This window comes from Halomonas urumqiensis (assembly GCF_003028575.1).
Taxonomy (GTDB): domain Bacteria; phylum Pseudomonadota; class Gammaproteobacteria; order Pseudomonadales; family Halomonadaceae; genus Halomonas; species Halomonas urumqiensis.
The window spans coordinates 627,135-651,057 of the sequence record NZ_PYUD01000001.1; the positions used below are offsets into that span (position 1 = coordinate 627,135).

Consider the following 23,923-nt stretch of genomic DNA (forward strand, 5'->3'; position numbering starts at 1 on the left):
TGCAGAGAAAATCGGTGGCGACGTCCCTGCCGACTGGCTTGACCTGCGCAGACTGGGCACAGCGTCACGGTCGCAAGGCCGGTGGGGCCGCCAGCGCAAGCTGGACTCACAACCTGCTGCGCCGGTCGCTGGGTGGCCTCTCCCTGGCGGCATCACGTGGAAAGGGCAAGGCCGCCGATGTCGCCAGCCAGCGCCTCATGGCCCTTGAGCCCATTGAGCCGCGACTTCTGCTGAACGCCGATATCCCCGGCCTTGATCTGATGCTTGTCGATGACGAGAACCGTGATCAACAGGTCCTGATTCGGATGGTCGAAGAGGCCGGTGCCGGCGCCGAGGCCGGCCAGGCGATTCACCAGCTCCAGGTGATCGATCAGGATAACGACGATGAGGTGCTCGTCGAAGGGCGTCTCGACGATGTCACGTCCCTGCGCCTGGAGCTTGGCGGCGGCGACGATCGGGTGACGATCGATGCGGCGTCCTTCAATAGCCGAATTCTGCCGCTGATCCTGGTTGATGGTGGCGAGGGCGACGACCGGTTGGTATTCCATGCCAGTGACGCGACCGACTGGCAGCTGGAGGGTGACGGCTATGGCGAGGTTGCCCTTCCGCGTCCTGTTGCCTTTTTCGGATTCGAGACATTGGAGGGCGGTGATCAGGACGACACCTTCACCGTTCGGCCCGGTGCGGGTACGCCGGGGTTGATTGGCGGCTCGGTCGGAGAGGATAGTCTGGTTCTCGAGACGACGTCACCGACCACCTGGACGATCTCCTCTGCCGGTGCGGGCGATGTTGACGACGGCATCGCCGACTTTGATTTTGCCGGCATGGAGAATCTGACCGGCGCTGACAACGTGGACGACACCTTCGTGGTTAGGCCGGGCGGTGCGCTGGCCGGGATCGCCGACGGCGGCGAGGGCGGCATCGACCGTCTAGTGGTCGAGGGCAGTTACAGCTCGGTCACCGCGACACTGGATGGCGCGACGACGATTCTCGATCTGGACGGCAAGCGGGTCGCCTTCGCCGGCCTTGACGAGTCGCTGGTCAACGGCAACGACCTCCAGCTCGTGGTGCTGGGCACCAGCGGGGACGACCATGTGGTGCTCGAGGAAGGTGCCGCCGCAGGTAGCTTCCAGATCCGCAGCACCAACGATAGCTTCGAGACCCAGGCCTTCACGAACTCGGTGCTGACGGTGGTGCTGGGGCTGTCGACGGGCAACGACAGCTTCACCGCCACGCTGACCGAGGACAACAGCTTCGCCGGTAACGTGATCATCGCCGAGACGGCGAACTTGACGCTGGGAGATGTGCGCGGCATCGATGGCAGTCTCTCGGTCGAGACCTTCTCCACCGTGAACCAGGCCGCACCGGGCGAGCTGGACTTCGACGGCTCGTCGATCAACGTGGAAAACGACGCCGTGATCGATATCACCGGCGACCTGTCCCTGGTGGTCAACGCCAATGACGTGCTCGACGCCTCGAACTTGCAGGGCTGGATCAGCGTGCCCATCGTCAAGGGGGCGATCAGCATCGGCGATCGCGCCTCGATCTCAGCGCGCGACGTGGTGGCTGAGGTCAAGACCACCAACGAACGTCAGATATTTCTCAGCATCGACGCCGATGCCTTGCTGGCCATGGCGCTCGAGGATGCCCGTGTCGCCGGGGCCACGGGCTGGGGCAGTCTCGGCCTGGCTGACAACGGTAACGGCACGGCCACCTTCACCCGTGCGTCGGGCAACTGGGCCGATGACGGCTTTGCCGCCGGCCAGGACTTGCTGCTGCTGGACGAAGGTTCGGGCCTGAATCAGAGCTTCCGCATCCTGTCATTGGATGGCGATGACGCCGAAGTGGCGCTGGACCCCGGTGTGACACTGCCGGGTGCGAGTCTGAGTGAGGCCGCAGGCGTCGAAATCGGTGCCTATGCCTTTACCCGAATGACCGGTAGCGATCGCATCGTGTTCGGGTTGGTCGACGACGGCGCGGGGGGCACCGCTCCCGCCATCCTGCGAGCGGTGCCCCAGGCCGACCCCGACGCCGAGCTCTCCACCGGCGCAGTTGTGAGTTTCTCGGGAAACACCATCAACCGCACCAGCGGGACCTGGGCCGATGACGGCTTCGCCGCGGGCCAGGCCATCGAGATCGCCGGCAATGGTGCCAACAACGGCACCTATGTGATTGAGTCTGTCAGTGGCGTGACCCTGACGTTGACCGAGGCGCTGGCCGAGAATGGCGCGGCCAAGGACGGCTTGAGCATGCGTGGCCACCTGCTGGGCAGCTTCCTTGACGACGGCTTCCAGGCAGGCGATCTCATCGCCGTGCAGGGTTCCGGCGATAACGACACCAATTTCCGGGTCGCCGAGGTGAGCGATCGCGTGCTGGTGCTCGAGGCATCGACTGGCATCACCGGCCAGGAGATCGACCTCACGGCTGCCGATGCCCCGGCATTGGTGATTCAGAAGGCCAACGAGAACGTCGCACTCGAGAATCTGCCGCTGGTGCTGCTGGATGCCGATGGCAATGCCATTACCGCGGCGGACGGCACGCCACTGAGTTTCACCCAGGCAGAACTCGACGCCGCTCAGGCCAGCCAGAACCAGGTTCGCATCGGCGACAGTGACAGTACGCTCGCCGAGGATGTGTTGAGTTACCTCGTGGACAATCCGCTGACCGATTTCCTGACCGAATTCGGTCTGCGAATCATCGCCAGCACCGTGTCATCGACGGTCACCCTGGGTACCGATGCGAGTATTGGCGCCGCAGGTGATGTGACACTGCGCGCCCAGACCAGCGCTGATGTCGATGGCTCGACACCCAGCGTGGTGGGCGGGCTGAGCGTCGTCTACTCCAAGGCCTCCGCCGATATCACCCTGAAGCGTGGCGCCGCCATCGATGCGCAGGGCTCGGTCGTGGTGGATGCCTCGACCGCCCATAGCGTTACTGCGGATGCCAGCGTCACCTCGGGCACGATCGTAAACCCGGCACAGGGCGCGGTGGACGGCCTGGTGTCCGACACCTTCGACCGTACGCTCGGGCAGGTGAACCCGGCCTTCGGCACCGCCTTCGGTTTCCTGCAAGCCCAGGTGCCGGCGCTGACCGGCTTCGTGCGCGTGCCCGGTCCGGCCATCGCGGTCGCGGTGGGCGTGGCCGACACCGATACCTCGATCACCATCGAGACAGGTGCCTCCATCGCGGGCAGTGCCATCTCGGTACTGGCCAATGTGGATGAGTACGATCCGGCCGAGGAGACACCGGCCGACAGGTTCACGGCGATCACCAACAGTTATGGCGTAGGCGCCGGGGCGACCATCTATCAGCCGGGCAAGAACCAGGGCTTCGGCATCTCCGCCGCCTTCAGCATCACCCAGTCGGACGCCATCATCGATATCGCGGGTGACCTGGAGACGACTGCCGGATCGGATGGCGATATCGTGATCGCCGCGGCCAGCGTCAACGATGCCAACAGCGTCAGCGCGGCCTCCTGGGTGCGCGAGTCACCCCAGGGTGCTGGGGGCCTTGGGGCTCTCCTCTCCGGCTTTCCCACTGCCTTCTCCGAACGCGTCGGGCAGATTCAGAGCGAGCTGCGCAGCCAACAGGCCCTCAACAGCCTGCTCAACGAGAACCCGGGTGCGGTCAGCCTGGCGGCGGGCATCGCCTTTTTGATCAGCCACAACAACGCCGAGATCAAGCTCTCGAGCGGCGCTCAGGACCCGGCCGGTGGCGTGCGTGCCGACGGAGCACTGAGTGTGGCGACGCTGGCGATCGAGAACCCCAGCGTCGGTGCGGCGGGCGCCTCCGAACCGGGGGCAGAGACCGATATCAGCGGTGGCGTCGCCTTCGCACGCTACGTCAACCAGGCCCAGACCAGGCTGTTGGATGGAGCAGTGCTGACGGCGGGGGGGCGCGTCGACACCACTGCCTACGCCATCATTCCCAACCAGATCACCCTCGATGAGCTGTTCTTCCAGGACATCCAGGATGCCAGCGAGACCTTCGACGAGGAGACCGCCGCCGCCAACCAGATCAAGGACGAGGACGCCCGCGATGCGGCGCTTCAGGAGGCCCAGGAGAAGTACACCGCCGCCATGGCCGATGCCACTGCGGCCCTGGTCAACTTCCCGCTCGACCTGGTGAAGAACCGTTTCTGGGGGCTCGGGGGGCTCGAGGGCTTCCTCTTCACCTCATACGTGAACTCGGGCGGCGGCGGCACCTATGCCTCCAACAACCCCAATGATCAGGTCTCGGTGATCGACAAGAACACCGGCAAGGTTGCGCTGGATAGCAACGGCAATCCCAGGACCAAGGCCGCCGACACCGCCACCCAGGAAGCCGGGCTCGCCATCGCCGGGAACATCAACATCCTCAACTTCGAGAACACCGCCACGGTCGATATCGGTGAGGACGTGAAGGTCGAGGCCGGTGAGTCGCTGACGGCGGCCAGCAATGCCGAGATGGAGAGTATCAACCTGACCGGGCTGACCAGCCTGTGGGACATTGTCTGGAACACGGTCTCTAAGTTCACCGACAGGTTCGATGACCCCCTCGACGACTCCTCGGGCGCCGAAGGCGGCTACGGGGCGAACATCGGGCTGCGCGTGTTCACCAACAAGGCGCTCACCACCGTCAATGGCGGGTCACAGCTCGAGGCGACTGCCGGCGATGTCGCGGTGCTGGCCAATACCCGTGATCTGCATGTCAACCTGCACGAGATCGGTGCCTCAGGTGGGGAGGTCGCGGTCTCGGGCAGCATCTCCGTCGATGTGGTCAACAACGAGAGCCGGGCCCAGGTGGACGAGTCGGTCGCGATCGACAGCGACGGCCATGTGGAACTCAAGGCGGACAGCGACCTGCTGCAGGTGAATGTCGTGCTGGCCGGCGCCGAGAGCGAGGCCGACGCCGGTGCGAGCAGCACGGCGGTCGGTGCGGCTATCGGCATCAACGTGGTCACCTCGGTCACCGAGGCAGGCTTCGCGGATCTTGACGAGACCCCTACGGCGATTGCCCCCGTGGCGTGGAGCGACCCGGACGAGGCACGGGTGCAGGCCGGCGGCGATGTCCGCATCGAGGCGACCCGTTCGGAGATCTTCTCGCAGACGGCGCTGGCCGGGGCATTGAAATCGTCCGGTGCCCCTGGCGATGGGGGTGGCCAGGGCGGCGGTGGCCAGTCCGATGGCATCTTCTCGCAGCTCTCGGGCATGCTGGGCCGCTCCGACCCCAACGGCCTGTTCCAGGAGAACTGGCAGGCCAACAGCCCCGGCTCGACGCTCACGCCGCCGGATACCCAGGCGCCTGATGCCTTCGATCGCAACAGCAATGGCATCGCCGCCGCCGGCTCGGTGCTGGTGGACGTCTCCAACGCAACGGTCGGTGCCACCATTGCCGCCGGCACCTCGATCAACGCGGGCGGCGCCGTGCGTGTGCTGGCCGGTTTCGAGCGCGACCTGGTGATGGTGGATGGGGGCTTCGTTCTCGACAGTTCCACCACCAGCGATCGCGGCGCCCTGGCCGGTGCCTTCGGCGTCGGCGTGGCGACTCGTACCGTCAAGGCGGATGTCACCGGCGCGATCATCCACGCCGACGCCCTGGAGGTCTCGGCCAAGCGTCGCGACCTGGCGGTCGCCATCTCCGCCGGTGGCGCGGGGGCGCTGCGTGGCGAGGTCGCGATTTCCGGATCGGTCAACGTCGAGGTATTCGATAGTACCGTCACCGCCAAGGTCACCGAAAGCCAGGTCGACGTGGCGGGCGACGCCGCAGTCACGGCGGAGGCCGACACGCTGCTGGTATCCATCGCCGGGGCATTGGGCGCGGTGGGCGAAGGCAAGGCCGGGGTCGGTGCCGCGGTGGGCGTTTCGAGTCATACGGACAAGGTACACGCCCACCTGGACGACACCACTCTCAACGCCGGGGGGGACGTCACGGTCAAGGCCCACAACGATCTCGACGTCATCTCGGTGGTGGCGAGTCTGGGCGCCTCGGCCACCGGCAATGGCGGCAGCGGCCAGTTCTCCCTGCACCTGATATCGAACGACGTCGAGGCCCGCATCGGTGAAGACAGCCAGGTCACCGCCGAGAACAACGTGGCGGTGCTGGCCGCCGACGCCATCACGCTGGTCACGGTCACCGGCGGGGTCGCCATCGGGGGCAAGAGCGCCTTCGGCGTAGCCTTCTCGAGCAGCAATATCTACGACCGTAAGGTCAAGGCACTGATCGCCGATGGGGCGTCGGTCACCTCCCGTGCCAACGGTGCCAGCACATCATTCACCGACCTGCCCGATGGCACGGTCACGGTGGATGGTGTGCTGGTCAAGGCGGTGGCCGACGACGATGTAGTCAACGTCGTGGTGGGAGCCTCGATCGCCGGCTCGCGTTTCGCCGGGCAGGGGTCGATCCTGGTTGACACCAACGTCTCCGAGGTAAGCGCCCGGATCGGCACCGGGGAGGGGGCGTCGGCCAAGTACGCCCAGGTCACGGTGGAGAACGGCGGTGGCGTGAGTGTGGATGCCGACCATGACCTGGTGCATGTCGGTGTGGTGGGTGGTGTCGCGGCCGGGCTCGCCGGTTCGGCGTTCGGCGCCTCGGCGCATGTCGTCGTGCATCACCGCACGGTCGAGGCCACTATCGGCGCCTTCGCGGAAGTGACGGCGGACGATTCGGTCCTCGTCGCCGCGGATCTGGACGCGGTGCTGCGCTCGATCGTCTTTACCGGCGCCTTCGCCGCCTCGGGCGCGGCCTTCGGTGGCGCGCTGACCGTCAATGTCTTCAACGATTTCGTCACCGCGCAGGCGATGCGCGAGGCGCGGGTCATCAGTCACGATGGCGATGTCGGCATCGCCGCCGACCACCAGCTGGGCCTGACGCTGGTGGACGTCGCCGTGGCGGCCTCGGGCAAGGCGGGCATTTCCGCCTCGATCGGCATTGCCGTCCAGAATGCCACCACCAGAGCACTGGTGGGCAGCGCGGCCGAGATCATGGCCGGCGACAGCGTACTGGTCGACGCCGTGGGCATCGCCGAGATTCAGAATATCGTCGGTGGTGCCGCCGTGGGTGGCAAGGCCGGCGTGGGGGCCTCTGGCTTCGTGCTGGTGCGGCGTGACGAGGTCAAGGCCGATATCGGCAACGGGGCCAGCGTGACCGGGCTTGCCATCGGCGACGGCCTGCAGCGCGATAGCTACCTTCCCGACGCATCGGAAACCCTCAGCGGTGTCGCGGTGATCGCCGAGTCTCGCGAGAGCCTGGTGGGCGTGGCCGTGCAGGGGTCCGTCTCGGGGACCACCGCCGTGTCGGGGTCATTGCCGATCAGCGCGATCACCGAGCTCACCTACGCGCGCATCGGTGTCGGCGCACAGATCAACCTGCCCGCTCCGCAGCAGCCGACACCCGAGGACGACCAGAACGTGGTGGTGCGTGCCATCGACGATACCCTGGTGGTGCATGTGGCAGGCAACGTGGCCATCTCCGGCCAGGCCTCTGTCGGCGTAGGCGCGGATATTCTATCGATCGTCAAGGACACCTTCGCCAGGATCGGCGTGCAGGAAAACGACACGGAAGAGAGTGACCAGAATCCGGCGCCTGCCCCGGTGATCGCGGCGACGCAAGTGCGTGCCACGGGGAACGTTCTGGTGGTCGCCGAGGCGACCGACAAGCTGGTGTCAGTGGTGATCGGCGTGGCCGGGGCCTCGAAGGCCGCCGTCGCCCTCAATGCCAGCATCTACGTGCATGACAGCGACACCATCGCGCGCGTAGGCCCGCTGGCCGACGTGCGGGCAGAGGGGTCGGTGGTCGTCGATGCCTTCCAGGCCACGGATGCCGACCTGATCGTGCTCTCGGCGGCCGGCTCCGGCGTCGCCGCGGTCAACGGCGGGGCGGGCGTGGCCGTCTTCAACCGTACCACCGAGGCCATCGTCGATACCGGGGCCGAGGTGACGGCACTCGGGCTCCGTGATGGGTTGATCGATATCCGCACCGGCCTGGTGATCGAGGAGAGCCGACCCGCCGGGACCGCCTTGAGTGTCGGCAGCCAGGGCGTCAGCACGCAGGATAGCGCCTTCGCCGATATCGGACGCGACTTCGACCTGGGTCTGCCCAATTTCATCAACCCGGTCGCCGACGAGGAACAGGATGGCGATACGCTGTTCGCTCCTCAGTCGTTCCGTGCCCAGCGGCTCTCGGATGTGTCGGGCGCGCCGTCTTTCCGCGGGGTATCGATCACCGCCACCAACGTGGATGACGTGACCGCCTTCACCGGTGCCCTGACCGGAGGCGGTGTCGCCATCGGCGGCGGTGCGGTGGTCACCGTGATGACCGCCGGAACGCGTGCCCTGGTGGAAAGCGGCGCAAGCATCAACGGCCATGATGGCACTCCGGGTGCGACGCAGTCGGTGCAGATCGGCGCGGGCAGTGCCTTCGATACCCTGGGCATCGTCGCGGCCGCCGGGGGAGGGGGCTTCGCGCTGCTGCCCGTGGCGCACGTGGTGGTGGCGGACCTGACCACCGAGGCCCGAATCAACGCCGAGAGCGTCGCGGCGGCGGGCGATATCTCGCTGCGCGCCAGCGCCCACGAGGATATCCAGTCGCTGGGCATCGTGCTGGCAATTGGCGGCTCGGCGGCCCTGGCGCCGGCGATCTCGGTCATCGACCTGAGCGCCACCACCCTGGCCACCGTGGGCGCTTCCAGCCTCCTGGCGGGCGGCAATGTGCTGGTGGCCGCCGAGGCGGCCACCAACATCGATGCCCTGCAAGTGGCGATCGGCGGCAGCGCTGGCGCCGGCGTCGGCGCGGCGGTGGGTGTCGTCACGGTCAACAAGACCACCGAGGCGGTCATCTCCGCCGAGGCCAGCGTCACCGCGCTGGCCACCGGCAGCACGACCCTCTCGGCGTTGTCGGGCGAGGGCGTCGATGCCGAGGACGACCGCGAGAACGTCAAGGGACTGGTGGTCGAGGCCGTGAGCTCGGAGAACATCGATGTGATCGCGGCCGGGGTCGGTGCCGGGTCACTGGCCATCGGCGGCTCTGTGGCGGTGCAGTACATCGACAGTGACACCCGCGCCGCCATCGAGCCGGGAGCCAAAATCAATACCCCGGTGACGGGCACGGTGCCTGGCGAGGATCAAAGCGTCAGCGTCGGCGCCCTGAACAGTGTCGATCTGTTCGTCGTCGCCGGGGGCGTGGCGATCGGTGGCGGCATCTCGGCCGCGGCCGGGATCAATATCGCCGATGTGAAGAACGATACCGTCGCCTATCTCGGTGGGACCGTGAGCGCCAAGGAGCGCATCTCGGTGGCTGCGCTGTCGGACCAGCGCCTCGAGGGCGTGATCTTCTCGGGGGCCGGTGGCGCCGTGGCCCTCGGCGCCGCGGTAGGGGTCTATCGCATCGGCCAGGACCTCGCCATGACCGATGGGGCGAGCTATCCCTCGCCCGAGGACCCCGAGGATTCCGGCCAGAACCAGTCGGCCTTCCGGCCCGGGCCCGGTGGCGCAGGCCCTCTTGCCACCACACAGAACGCCAGCGCCGACTCGAGCCAGACACTGGTCGCTGGGTTGCAAGCGGGTCTCTCGTCGGGTAGCCAGTCGGATGACCAGTTGATCGTGGGTGGCGCCGCCGCCGCGGTGGAGGGTGCGACCGCATCCGCGCCGCCGCCCAACGAGGTGCCGATCGAAGCCGGCACCACGGCTTTCATCGCGCAGAACAGCAGCATCCAAGCTGGCGGTGCGATCGATATCGATGCCCGCCAGGTATCGCATATCGATGTGATCGTCGGCGGCGTGGCCTTCGGCATCCTCGGGGCCAGCGGTGGCATCGGCATCATCGAGACCGACAACGACGTCACCGCGAAAATCGCCCAGGGTGCCGTGATCAACCGTGGAGGCGATATCTCGGTCAGCGCGGCCCTGGACCAGACCGTGGACCTGACTGCCTTCGCCGGCGCTGGCTCGGCCTTCGGTTCGCTGTCTGCCGGTGTGGCGGTGATCACCGACAAGGGCGATGTGCGAGCGGTCATCGAGGACGAGGTGCAAATCGTTGCCGCCGGGACCGTGACCGTCGATGCCGCAAGCGAAGTCGTCCTGCGACCCAACGCGATCGCGATCTCGGTGGCCCTGCTCGGCGTGGCCGGCGCGGGGGCGGTGATCGATCTCACCGCGAGTGGCGAGACCAGCGCCACGGTGGGCGATGATGTCGCGATCGGCGTCGGTAATGTACCGGGCATGGCACAGGGCATGGAACCCGGCGTGGAAGGGGTGAGCGTCTCGGCCGTCGGCACTCTGCTGGTGGAGGACGACACCGCCACCAACGGCATGGTGATCGGTGGATCGGGCGGCATTCTGGCCGGCGCCGGTGGTGTCATCGAAGTTCGAGACCAACGCAATATCCTGGCGACGCTTGGCGAGGGCGCCGACATCCATGCCTCGGGCGAGGTGAGCATCGCGGCAATCTCCGGTTCGAGCCTCGAGGCGATCACCTTCGGTGGCGCGGCCGGGGTGATCGGCGGTGGCGTGATGATCTCGAACATCACCGTCGGCACGCGCACCGCAGCCGAGGTCAAGGGCCAGGAGAACCAGCGTAGCCTACTGCGCGCCGGTAGTCTGGCCGTCAGGTCGTTTGCGCAGAGCTACAGCTATGCCGAGGCGGAGGTTGTCTCGGTCGGACTGCTGGCCGGCGGGCGCGAGTCGGGGGCGAGCGCGGATGTCACCGCCACCAGCGCGGCAACCATCGGTGACAACATCGATGTGCGCACCACAGGCGGCATCGATGTTCTGGCGCAGAGCGCGATCGAGGCCGATACCCTGACCAAGGCCGGCGGCGGCGGCTTCATCGATGTGGGCTTTGCGAAATCGACCACCAATATCAACGCCAACCGTACCCCGTTAAGTGCGCCGACCACCCTGGCAAGCGTGGGCGCGGGGTCCGTGCTGATCGCCGGCGGCGACATCTCGATCCAGGCCGCCTATGACGTCGATGCCACTCCCTACGACCCCGAGATCGCATCGATCGACCCGGATGCCGATACCATCACCCTCTCCAACCAGACTGGCCTTGCCACTGGCGATCGAGTGCAGTACTCGGGCGGAGAGGCCGCGGCGCTGGGCCTCGAGGAGGGCCGCGACTACGCGGTGATCGAGGTGGACGCGCAGTCCATCCAGTTCGGCCAGGTCTTCAATCTCGGCTTCGATGACAGCGAGGACAACCCCGAGAGGGTCGGCGTCGACACCGTGTTCGACGTGATCCGCTTCGACCAGCCTCACGGCTTCGAGGATGGCGACCGGGTGCGCTTCACCGGAAGCGACCCGGTGTCACTCAAGGCCTCGGAGGAGGACCTGGCCGCCGGCCGGCTGTTGTTTGCCGGACACGGCCTCGACACGGGGGATGTCATCGTCCTGCAGCGCCGTGGAGGCGAGGAAGGTGCCTTCCAGGAGGAGACCTTCTATGTGATCGCGCGCGAACCGCTCGACCCCGACGACCGCGACGACGTCAATCGCAACACGATCTGGCTGGCTGCGACCCCCGAAGACGCCGAGGCGGGCACCGTCACCTCGCTGCTCGATGACACCCCCGAAGCGTATGCGTTGAGCGTCGAGCAGCCGCGGGCGGTGACGTTCGATGCGCCGCCACCGCTGCGCTTCGACCTGGCCGCCTTCGACCCGGAAAACGACCGTGTTACTGCGGTGGGGCACGGATTGGCCACCGGCGATCGCGTCGGCGTCAGGGTCTCTGGGACCGCGAGCGACGACACCGTGACGCTGTTTGCCATCCGTGTGTCGGCTGATGTGTTCGCGCTGGCCGCCTCGGCCGAGGACGCCGAGGGAGCGGAGGCTCTCGACCTGCTACAGGACCCGACAGGTGAGTTACGCCTGAACGACGGCACGAATGACCTCTTTGTCGCCGCCCCTGGCGCGGTCGAGTTCGTGATCACGCGCCTGCCGCCGTCGGAGGTGCTGACGGTGAACGGCCACGGTTTCGAGACCGGCGACGCGGTCAGGGTGCGCGCCGCGGGCGGTGAGGCCGTCGACCTTTATGCCATTCGTGTCGACGACGACCGCTTCTCCCTGGCGGCCACGATGGCGCAAGCCGAGGCCGATGAGGCACTGACGTTCGGCGTCGACGCGAGCACCGGCGGTATCGCGCTCTTCGACGGTGACACCGCCGTGTTGGTCGCCGACCAGGACGCCACCGGCTTCTCGTTCAGCCGCATCATGCCGGAATTCGTCGACCCGCTGTCGCTCTCTCGTGCCGACCTGGCGGACGCCGAGATCGCGCTGGAGAGCCATGGCCTGCGTACCGGCGACGCCGTGCGCCTGGGGCTGGCCGACCCGGATGCCACCGCCACCCGCTATTTCGTCATCGCCGTGGATGACGCCACCATCGCCTTCGCCCGCTCGGCGAGCGATGCCGAGGCGGGCGTTCGCGCCGACTTCCTCAGCGACGAGCGGATCATCAGCTATGCCGCGACGCCGCGGCCCGATTTCGCCCTGGAAGACGGGGTGTCCTACACCGTCAAGGTGATCGACGAGGTCACGATCAAGCTGGTGTCCGACGACCTGACGCTCAACACGGCGACCTTCGATTCCCTCGACGTCCTCGAAGGTGGCACCTTCACCCTCGTGGATCATGGCTTCGCGAACGGCGATGCGGTGACCTACGATGGACCGGCTGCGTTCAGCATCTCGCGGGAGGCGCTGGAATTGACGCTGAAGTTCGGTGACCACGACGACGACCCCGACACCGACGACAAGCTGGGTTTCTTCTTCGAGGAGGGCGCCAATGCCCTGGTGCTGCCCGGTTACGACCCGATCCAGCATGGCACCCAACTGGTCTATCGCGGCGGCGAGAGCCAGTCTGTCGACTTCCAGCCTGCGGCGGTAAACACCGACCCGGATGAGGTGGATTTCCTGTTGCCTGAGGACCGGGTATTCGGCTCCAGCATCACCATCGCCGATCACGGCTTCTCGAGCGGCGACAGGATCACCTATCGCCTCGGCGCGGAGGAGGATGCCGAGGCGATCGGTGGGCTCGAGGATGGTGCTCGCTACTACGTGACAGTGATCGATGCCGATACCTTCATGCTGGCGAACAGCCGTGATAACGCGATAGACAATGCCGAAAGACTGGATAATTTCTTCTTCTTTGGATTCAGCGGGCGTATCGAGCTGACCGATGCCGGCGCCGGCACGCACGTTTTCGACTACGTCGAGACCATCGGCAACCTGGTGGATGGCGATACCTATACCCTGCGCCAGACGTTGATCTTCGGGGATACCTGGTCCTACGAGCTTGTTGATGGCAGTGGCCGTGTGGCCACGCTCGACCGTGACGACCTCGAGGATGACGAGGCCCACACCTTCTTCCAGCCCGGCGACTACCCGATCTCGGACCTCGTCGACCGGCAGACCTACTATGTGGTCGAGGCGACGGCGGATACCTTCCGCCTGGCCCTGACCCCGGACGGGCCGGCGCTGGATCTGCCCGACCCCATCGAGCCCGGCGAGCAGACCCTGGCGGTGATGGGCCTGGACTTCCTCACCGCCGGTTTCGGCACCGCCTCGCTGGTGATCGACCTGCAGCAGGACGGCGGAGGCATCCTGCTGGGCGAGGGCGGGGAGGAGCTGTTCGAGCAGGTCTCCTTCGGTGGCGACGGCAAGAGTTCCGCCGAAGCGCGTGGCTTCAGCCTCTCTGCATTGGCAGGCTCGGCCAACACCGCCACTGTCACGGTGAAGCCCACGGTGACCGTGGCCATCGGTGATGCCGCCGAGCTGACCTCCACCGGCGGTGACATCACCCTGAAGGCGGATAGCATGAGCGCGGGCCTGGCCAAGGCCAACACCTTCGGCATCAGCTTGCTGGGGGGCTCGAAACAGTCCGACGCAGGGGTCGATGTCAACTCCCAGACGACGCTTGCCATCGCCGACGACGCTCTTCTCCAGGCGGCGGCGGATATCGTGCTGCACGGTACGGCCGACCACCGCGGGGAAGCCGAGTCGCGGGCCGAGGGCGGCGGCCTTGTGGTGTTTGACTTTTCCTACGCCGGGGCCACCGTCACCGAGACGAATCGCATCGAGATTGGGGCCAATGCCATGCTGGTGGCGGGTGGCACACTCGACATCAGCGGCCTGACCTCGGGCAAGGCGAAGGGCGACGCCTGGATTAGCAACGGCGGCCTGGGCGCCCGGGCAGTGGCTAACACTGGCGATGACGGCGCACGCTTCACAGCGACCAACGAGGTCGCGATTGGAGAAAGCGCCGAGCTGACCGCGGACCGCCTGTTGGTCCAGGTTCAGGGCACCGGCATCAACACTGTCGGCAAGGCCGACCTGACTACGGGAGGGCTCGGCACCAACGGCGACGCCACGGCGCCGTCGATCCTGACCTCCAACAGCACCATTGATATCGCCGCCGGGGCGCAGCTCACCGGCAACTTCGGTGTGGTGCTGCGGGCCCTCAACGGCGGAGCCGAGCATCGCAACGGTGCGGCGGCGGGCAATATCGCGACCTCCACGGCCATCGCCCGCAATCGGGCCTTGGCCGGCGATACCGACAGCACCGCCAACGCGACCCTGGCGTTGACCGCGACGGTGACCGCGACGGCCACCGCGACGGTGTTCGCCGGCCCCGGGGGCACGGCCGATGATCCCACTGCTGCGCTGCTGGTCGAGGTGGATACACCTGATGGCCTGGTCGGTAATAGCCTTGTTTTTGCCAACCAGCGTTCCGCCTCGGCTACCTCCCACCGCGGGGTGTTCGACTGGGGCACCGAGAGCACGCCCGGAACCACGACGCGCACCTCCAACATCGTCTGGGACGCGGACGTGGTGATCCACGCCGGACTGAAGCCGAGGCTGGTCGTGGACGAGGACGGCGAGATAGTCGAGGCGGTGAATGTCACCGTCAACGGTGGGAACAGCAGCGGCAATGTGGGAGACGAAGCCTTCTTCGTCGATGACATCGCGCCCACCCATTATGGCTGGATCGAGTTCCGCGCCGAGGGGCTGATCGAGAGGGTGAACGGTGCCGAGGGCACCTTCTACCTGCTGGATACCCTGAGCGAGGTGTATCTCGAGAACAATTCCGATGCGGCGATGACGGTGCGCAACATCGATGTTCAACTGACGGCCGACAAGACGCGGCCCGACGTGATCATCGACGTCGAGGCGTTCAGTAATAGCCTCGAATTCAACGTCGGTGAGGCGGCGTTGCCTACCTATGTGGAGATCCGCAACCTCGGCGCGGACGATCTCATCGTGGGGGGCACCATCAACAACCCGCGCGGCGAGACGATCCTCTTCAATCAGGGCGGCGACATTCTGGCGGGCGCCGCCCGTGGCGTCGGCCTCGACGGCACCACCGTCGCCGGCGACGAGATCACCCGCCGGTCGCTGGTCATCAGCAACGCGGTGGATATCGACGCGGTCGCCGGCAGTATCGGCACCAGCGCTGGGGGCCTCAATGTCGATCTGGTCAGCCTGGTGGTGCTGGCGCCGGCCGATATCGGCACGCCGGGAGCGGCACAGTGGCGCGAGGCGACACTCGAGGCGGATGCCGGGGGCAATGCCTTCCTTGACCTCAAGGCCCATTCGCGCCTGTTCGCACCTGACGATCTCGGCAGTGGTGCACTGAGCCAGACCGTGGGGCATGTTCAGGCCGGTGGTGAGGTCGGCATCGACCTGCGCATCGGCGAGCATGAACTCTATACCCCGGCTTCCGGCCTGGTAGAGGTAGAGGCGCGGAAGGACACTGATGTCTTCGATGCGTTTAGCGGCTATGTGCAGACCCACTACAAGGACGATCTGGGTGACGATGACCTGAACGGTGATACGCCACCCACTCGCCAGGCCGGCGACCGCTTCGTGTCGTTGCAGCAGGCCGATACGACCTACGCGTTCTTCGGCGACCAGGGCGAGTCCGTGCCCGGGATCATCGCGGGCGGCGATATCGAGATCCGCCAGCGCGACCCGATTGGCCTCGCCGACGACCCTGGTGTCAGCATCCGTGGCCTGGTCGATGCCGGTTCGCAGGGTGTTCTCGACGCCCTGGCGGCGGGCTTCGTCACGCTGACCGAGCTCAGCGACGACATGAACGTCGGCCGTATCGAGTCGCGGTATCACAACGTCATCCTGACGGCCAGGACGGGCAGTATCCTCGATGCCTTTGAAGACGCCGACGCCGATGTGCTGGGCGGAGCGATCACCCTGCGCGCCGACCAGGGACGTATCGGTGACAAGGGCGAGGGGCCGGATGGCTACCGCTCGCTCGACCTCGACAGCCGCCTGCAGGGCGGCGCGGCAGGCGTGACGGCGGACGCCCAGGGCGACATCTACCTGATCGAGACGGACGGCGATATCGGCGTGATCCGCGTCGCCTCGGAAACCGGCAACGTCCGGATCGAGGCCGCGGACGGCGGGGTCGTGGTCGCAGGAGGAGAAGCGACCCAGGTCGAGGGAACCGACATCGACCTGATCGCGCAGGCGGGCAGCATCGGCGCCGTTGGCTCGCCGCTGCATATCGACAGCTCCTTCAGCGGGAGCGGGCGGCTCTATGCGCTCGCCTCGGGAGGCATCTACCTGACCGAGACGGCCGACCAGCTCAACCTGCTGGGGGTGGTCTCGCTAACCGGTGACGTGGTCCTGCGCACCCCCGATACCGGAGCGACGCCGCTCGACGGCGAAGGGCTGGGCGAGAGCCTGGTGTTTTTGACCTCGGGCGTGACGCTGCTCGACGCTGCCGTGGACCATGCGCGGGTCGAGTCGGCCCGCGACGTCACGCTGCTGGTGGGCGACGATGTGACCATGCAGCTCAATAGCGTCATTGAATCCGGGCGCTCGGTGGCGATCTACGGCGATCATGGCAACGCGGACGCGGGGTTCGGCACCACGATGCTGCTGCGCGGCGCGATCATGCCGACGGACAGCTATATCGGCTGGTCGGCGGAGATCTTCGGCGAAGGCGACGCCGACCGCTTCGTCCTGGAGGATCTGTTCCTCGGCGGCGCGACTCGGGTGTCCGGGGCGGGCAACGAGGACCTGTTCATGGTCCAGCGGCTGGCCTCGATGACCGCACCGCTTGCCAGCGACCCCGACGGCAGCGTCAGCGGCTACGCGCTGACGCTCGACGGCCAGTCCGGGTCGGATGCCTACGCGATCCATACGGCCGGCTCGCAGGTCCAGGACGCGGACGGCTACCGCGACTACGTGATCAGTGTGCTCGACAGCGGTGCGCCGACGGATGGCTCGGACGTGCTCGACATCTACGGGGTGGACGCTGACGCATCGCAGGACGGCAGCGATACCTTCCTGATGCGCCGCCTCGCCGCCATCCCCGGTGAGCCCGGCGCGGACCAGCCGGGAATGGTTGCCCTGCTGCACGGCACGCCCGAACAGGCGACGCTTACCGATGGCCGCCCGTCCGAGGTGGAGCGGATTCACTACGACCGCAACGTCAACGGACGCCTCACTGTGCATGGCCTGGGCGGCGACGATGTCTTCCTCAGCGATGACACCACCGCGGTCATGACCCTGGACGGCGGAGCCGGTAACGACCGCTTCCAGATCGGCCAGCTGTTTGGTTCGCCCCGCGACGCGGCGGCGAACATCGGTGCGGCCGATGTGTTCGGCACGACGCAGACCACGGCGGGTTGGCTCAGTCGCGGCAACGGCGCGGCCCTGCTGGTCGCGGGCGGTGAAGGCGACGACGAGGTGGTGGTCTACGCCAACCAGTCCGCACTGCACCTGGATGGCGGGGTGGGCAACGACGCCTTCACCCTGCGCGCCTTCGCCCTGACGGGGGAAGAGACGCGCTACATCGTCAATGCCCCGGTGTCGATCGACGGTGGCGAGGGCTTCGACAAGGTCACCACGCTTGGCACCGAACGCGATGACGCCTTCGTGATCACCGAGAAGGGGCTCTTCGGCGCGGGCCTTGCCGTCAGCCTGCTGGGGGCCGAGGAGCTACGCGAGATCGATGGCATGGAAGGGGATGATACCTTCTTCGCCCGGTCGACCCTGGCCGCCACCCTGACGCGGGTGATAGGGCACCTGGGCTCCGATACGGTCAACGTCACCTCCGATGTGACCCTGCCGATCGTCTCGGCCTCTGCCGAGGGAACCTCCAGCCTGATCACGCATCGGGTCGCGGATTCGGGCGAGGATTACGCCTACGCCCCGCTGCCCGGCCTGGCGCCGACCATCGCCAGCCCGGATGCCGATGCCGGCCTGGTAGTGATAGAGGAGACCGGGGTGGGCACCACGGTCGGCGAATCGGGCCTGGTGGACAGCTACACCGTGCGGCTGGCGCGGGCACCGGCACCGGGTGAGACGGTCTATGTCACCGTCTCGGCGGCGCGCACGGGCAGCGACGCCCCGCTGGCCGACACCGTCTGGCTGGCGGCGGCGGAGGGCGGCTTTACCCGGACGGTGACCGTGAATGGCGACGACCAGACGCGTGCCAACCGTGACCTGGTGTTGGCCTTCACCGCCGACAACTGGAGCGAGGCGCAGACAGTCCACGTCATGGCGCCGGACGATACGGCGTCCGAGGGCACACGGACGGTGATGATCAGCCATCGGGTGCGCAGCGACGATACCCGCTTCGACGGCATGGTGGTGCGCAATGTCGCGGTGACGGTGCTCGACAATGACCGTCCGCAACTGGTGATCAACGAGCTTGGCCCGGACGGCGAAGCGGATGGCTCGACACGGGTGCTGGAAGGGGCGGACGGCAGCGCCGTCAGCGATCGCTATGACCTGTCGCTGAGCCTGGCGCCCGCCGAGGGCGAGACCGTGCGCGTCTACCTCGATCACGACGAGCAGGTCACTCTCTCGGGCGAGCGGGTGCTGTTCGACGACGGTCGCGCCTATGTCGAGTTCACCGCCGACGACTTCGATCAGCCGGTGCGGGTCACCGTCTCGGCGGTCGACGACTGGATCACCGACGGCACGCTGGTGTCGCGGATCTCCCACCACATCGAAGCCAACGGGCTCTATGCCGATGCGGCCGGAGAGGCGCTGGATGTGGTGGTCGTGGACGACGAGACGCCGGGGCTGTTCATCACCGAGACCGGTGATGGCACGCGGCTGATCAAGGACAGTCTCGACGCCGAGGGCAACCCGCTGGGCGTGGGGCAGGGCGACAGCTACAGCCTCCGTTTGACCGCGAAACCCGAGGCCGATGTCACCATCGACCTGGTCTCCGATGGCCAGATCGTGTTCCTCGTCGATGGCCAACCCGCCGATCAAATCACCTTCACGCCTGAGAACTACGCCGAGGCCGTGACGGTCGAGGTGGTCGCCAACCCCGAGGCCAGCCTGCCGGATGAAGCCCAGCCCCTGCGCGGCTTCGCCAACCAGCCCCATGACCTCAACGCCATTCGCGGCGCGCTGGAGGTGATCGGCGGCGTTCTCGTCACACGCGAGTTCGTGACGGCCGGAATGCTGCCGGGAGAGCTCAACCCCGACCTGCCCGAGCGCCCGGTGTCCGATGATCCCCAGGACCTGACGGCCATCGATACGCTGAACGTCTTCGATGATGGCGTGATGAGCGACCGCGACGGCGTGCTGACCGACGCGATCCTCACCGGCCTGGGCATGGGCGGGGACTTCACGTTCGGCGAGACCGCCTTCGGCGAGGCTGCCGAGGTGGCGGGCGGCATCACCTTCGGCGCTGCCGGCGCGGCCTCGGAAATCGAGATCCTGAACCTTTTGATGGGCCAGGGCAACGACAGCCTGGTGATCGAATCCACCCTGCTGACCGACGCGGATCATGGCGGCATCACCACCATCCATGGCGGCGGTAACCGTTACGCCGACGTGGCCCCGGGCGAGCCGACCCCCACTTTGATAGGCGGTGACACCATCCACGTGCTGGGTGGCGGTGGCGTCGACTCGCCGCTGGTGATCCTTGGCGATACCACCGACGACGGCGCCTTCTATGCGGGGGATCCGGCGACTTCGTCCTCCGCCTCGTTTGGTGTCGCGCCGGCGCTCAGCTATCCGTTGGCGAACCCCTTCCGTTTCGAGGGCAACGATCTGATCGACGCCTCGGCGCTGTTCGCCGGGCTGGATGCGGCGTCGCTTCCCGCGGTGGGGGTCTCGATCCATGGCGGCGGCGGCGATGACATCATCCTCGGCAGCCAGGCGGGCGACCACCTGACCGGTGGAGCGGGTGACGACACGATACTCGCCGGTGGCGGCATCGATCATGTCTACGGTGACTCGGGGCTCGACATCGACCCGGTGGGCCGCGTGCTGAGCATTCCCACCGGCGCCAGCGCGGGTCGCGATACCCTCGATGGTGGCAGTGGCGACGACATCATCTTCGGTGATCATGGCGTGATTGCGCAGACCGCCGGCATCGTGCGCCTGCTGACCACCGGCAACGTGGTGTCCGCCGCCACCGCCGACCCCGAGAACGGCGCGGACGACGTGATTCGCGCCGGCGAGGGCCACGATTGGGTCTTCGGCGGCAACGGCGATGACACCATCGACGGCGGTGCGGGTGACGACATCCTGTTCGGCGACCTGGGCTATATCGATGCGAATCTTGTGGCATCCACCGAGATCGCCATTGGCGGTACGGATCTGATACTGGCCGGTGACGGCGAGGATGTCGTGATCGGCGGTGCGCGTGGCGACATGCTCGACGGCGAGGAAGACGATGACCTGGTCTTCGGTGATGCGGTGCGGCTGGAATCGGCCAGCGATACCGTCAATCCCCGCTTCCGCTCCCTGCTGGGCGACGTCATCTACGACGTCAATGGTGATGTCCAGGTCGACACGCAACAGGACTTCGTCAGCCCCGACAACGTGGCCGTCTGGGCGACATGGCGAATTGTCGATCTGTTCCATGATGGCAGCCAGCCCACGGGCAGCTTTGGCGATGACTATATCGCCGGCGGCGCTGGTGACGACATGATCTTCGGCCAGTTGGGCGACGACGTGATCCAGGGCGATGGATCCATTCGCCCGGCGCTGGATACGGGGATACGGGTGGGCGCCTGGCGCGACGCGAACGGCCTGCTGGTGCTGACCCCTTCGTTCGATGCCGCGACCGATGGCGATGACTACATCGAAGGCAACGGCGGCAACGACGTGATCTTCGGCAACCTCGGCCAGGACGATATCGTCGGCGGCAGTTCGTCGTTGTTCTCGCTGGTCGACCCGCAGCAGCGTCCCGACGGCGATGACCTGATCTTCGGCGGTTCGGGCAATCAGCTCGAGCGCAACGCGATCGGTGACACGTCGGTTTTCGGGCACGCCCGCGATGCCGACGTGATCCTGGGTGACAACGGCAATATCTACCGTATCGTGCACGGCGATGGCAGCTACCGAAGCTTTGCCCACGACAACTATACCGACGGCCTCCCCGCCGAGGAGCAGTTGAAGATCGTGGTGCGAGGTTATCAACTGCTCGACTACACCATTGGCTGGTCGCCCGAGGATATCGGCGGCTCGGATCTGATTCATGGCGGGATGGGCGATGACATCATCCACGGCATGACCGGCAATGACGTGCTCTACGGCAATGGCCACGATGATGACCTGATCGGCGGCACAGGACACGACAGGCTGTTCGGCGGCTCCGGCGAGGACGGGATGCTGGGCGATGACGGTCTGCTGTTGACCGCACGCAATGGTGTGGGCGAGCCGCTGTATGGTCTTGCCCCGACGGTGCAGGCCACCATCGGCCTGCCCGGCCCCTTCACCGGCGTGGTGGTCGACATCGAGGGTCGTATCAAGAAGACGGCGGTGATCCTGAACCCCGAGACACTGCAGATCGGGCGCCTGGATGGGGTCGATCTGGCAACTGCCCCCGACGAGGTCATCGGCTATCACGACATCATGTATGGCGGGCTGGGCGACGACTGGATGCATGGTGGCTACGGCGACGATGCCATGTCGGGTGCCGAGGCGCTGGCGCCGTTCTATTACGACACCCGGCCACAGACCGACACCCCGCCGATTGGCTACGATCCCGTGACGGGCATCCTCGAGTACTACGACCCCGAGAACCCGCTGGCGAAGATCGAGGGCTTCTTGCTGAACTTCGAGACCTTCGACGCCAATGGCGAGATCATCGAAGACGGCAAGGACCGGCTGTTCGGCGACACCGGCAACGACTGGCTGGTGGGTGGTACCGGCCATGATCGCCTGTTCGGCGGTGCCGGAGATGACTACCTGCAAGGCGACGATTATCTGGATACCAACGGGGGCGCGAACACCGATGCCGATCCGGCGGCCTGGGGGGACTTCCTGGTGGGTGGCGCGGGGCGTGATGTGCTGATCGCCAACTCCGGCTACGACCGGATGTTCGATTGGACCGGGGAGTACAACAGCTTCCTCGTGCCTTTCTCACGCTTCGGCCTGCCGACCATCTACCGCGTTCCCTCGCCCCAGGTGGTCGACTTCCTGACCGAACTGGCCGATGCCAGCGGTGCGGATACGCGACTTGATGCACCCCATGACGAGCCGGCGCTGGTGACCCAACGGGATCCCGAATGGACCGATCAGACCGGCGCGCCGCGTGATCCGCAGCCCGGCAATGGCAGGGGGCTCTATGACAACCCCGGCGGCCCCGAGGACGATACCGACAAGGTCGTCACCATCGACGGCAGCACGCCGGGCGGCCGCGCACCGCTGTTCTTCCCCGACCCAGACGCGACGGGAGACGCGCTGACCGTTCGGGAAAGCGACCTGGAGGCCGGAGCCAGTGCCCTTGGCGCGGTGCAGTTCAGTGCCGTGGGCGGCATCGAGGGTATCGCCTTCGCTACGGACACCGGCAGCATCAGCATCGAGGGCCTGGATGCCGACGCGCTGGACTGGGCGGTGTCGCTGGATGGGCGAACGCTGACCGCCTCCCTGGCCGCCGATACGGATGTGCTGCGCATCGAGCTGCTGGGTGGTGACAGCATCGCCGCGGGAGAGACCGGTGAGCGCAGCGTGGTGGTGACGTTGCTCGCCGCAATGCCTCATGCGGACGATCCCAACGTCGATGTGTTGCGCATCTCGGGCATTTCTGTGCTTGCCGAGGACCTGACCGACGGCACCCTCGAGGCGACCCTCACGGTGGTTGTCATCGACGACCGGCCCAGTGTCGACATCCAGCCCGCCGAGGCCGACGACACGCCCTGGTTCGACGGCCTGATGCCCGGGGAAACCATCAGCGGTACCTGGCAGCGCCGCGATGGCGCCGACGGGGCGGTGACCAGCGTCAGCCTGGACGGCACCCTGCATGATCTGGATACGGCGATTGCCGTCGAGCGGGACGGCGTATCACTGGGACAGTTGACGGTGAACGCGGATGGCACGTGGCATTTCATGGCCGATGAGGGGCTCGGTGGCGAGACCCAGATCAACGTCACCTTCGGCCTGGTGGTGACGGACAGCGACGGCGATCGCGATACGGCGCTGCACGTCATCGGCATCGGCGGCGATCTGATCCCCACGCCCGATCCTGAGCCCGACCCCGATCCGGAACCCGACCCCGATCCGGACACCGGCGGCAAGGCCAACAACGGCGTCGGCAACGGGGTCGACCCTCAGCCGCCGGGCAATCCGCCGGTGAACGACGATATTCCCGATTCGCCGGGTAACCCCGGCAACAAGGGTGGGCCGAGCCAGTGGGATGAGGTGGAGCAGGACTTCGGTGACGGCATGCTGACCGCCGACGCCGGCCAAGCGCCACAGACCCCCACCTCGGGCGGCACCGCACGTCAGGTCATGGTATTCGACGATGTCAGTGGAACCTTCATCGAGCCATCCGAGACGCTGGCAGACAGTGGAGAGGCGTTGCCTGTCGAGAGCGCCATACGCCTGGATCTGGGGATGGAGGAGGAGTGGAGCGTCGTGTCGAGGCATGATACGGCGCGCACAGAGCAGGCAATGCTAAAGGACGGTGTTGCACACCAGCAAGGAGGCGGTCGTGCTGACAGGAGCAGGCACGTATGACA

General features: G+C 66.7%; 1 protein-coding gene. It reads left to right on the top strand.

Annotated elements, in window-relative coordinates; all coding sequences use genetic code 11:
• The first annotated feature begins 14 nt into the window (after positions 1 to 14).
• A complete protein-coding gene (locus tag C6V82_RS02710) occupies positions 15 to 23,921 on the top strand; it encodes a hypothetical protein (protein WP_180978337.1) in 23,907 nt (7,968 codons plus the stop codon).
• Positions 23,922 to 23,923 lie beyond the last annotated feature (2 nt).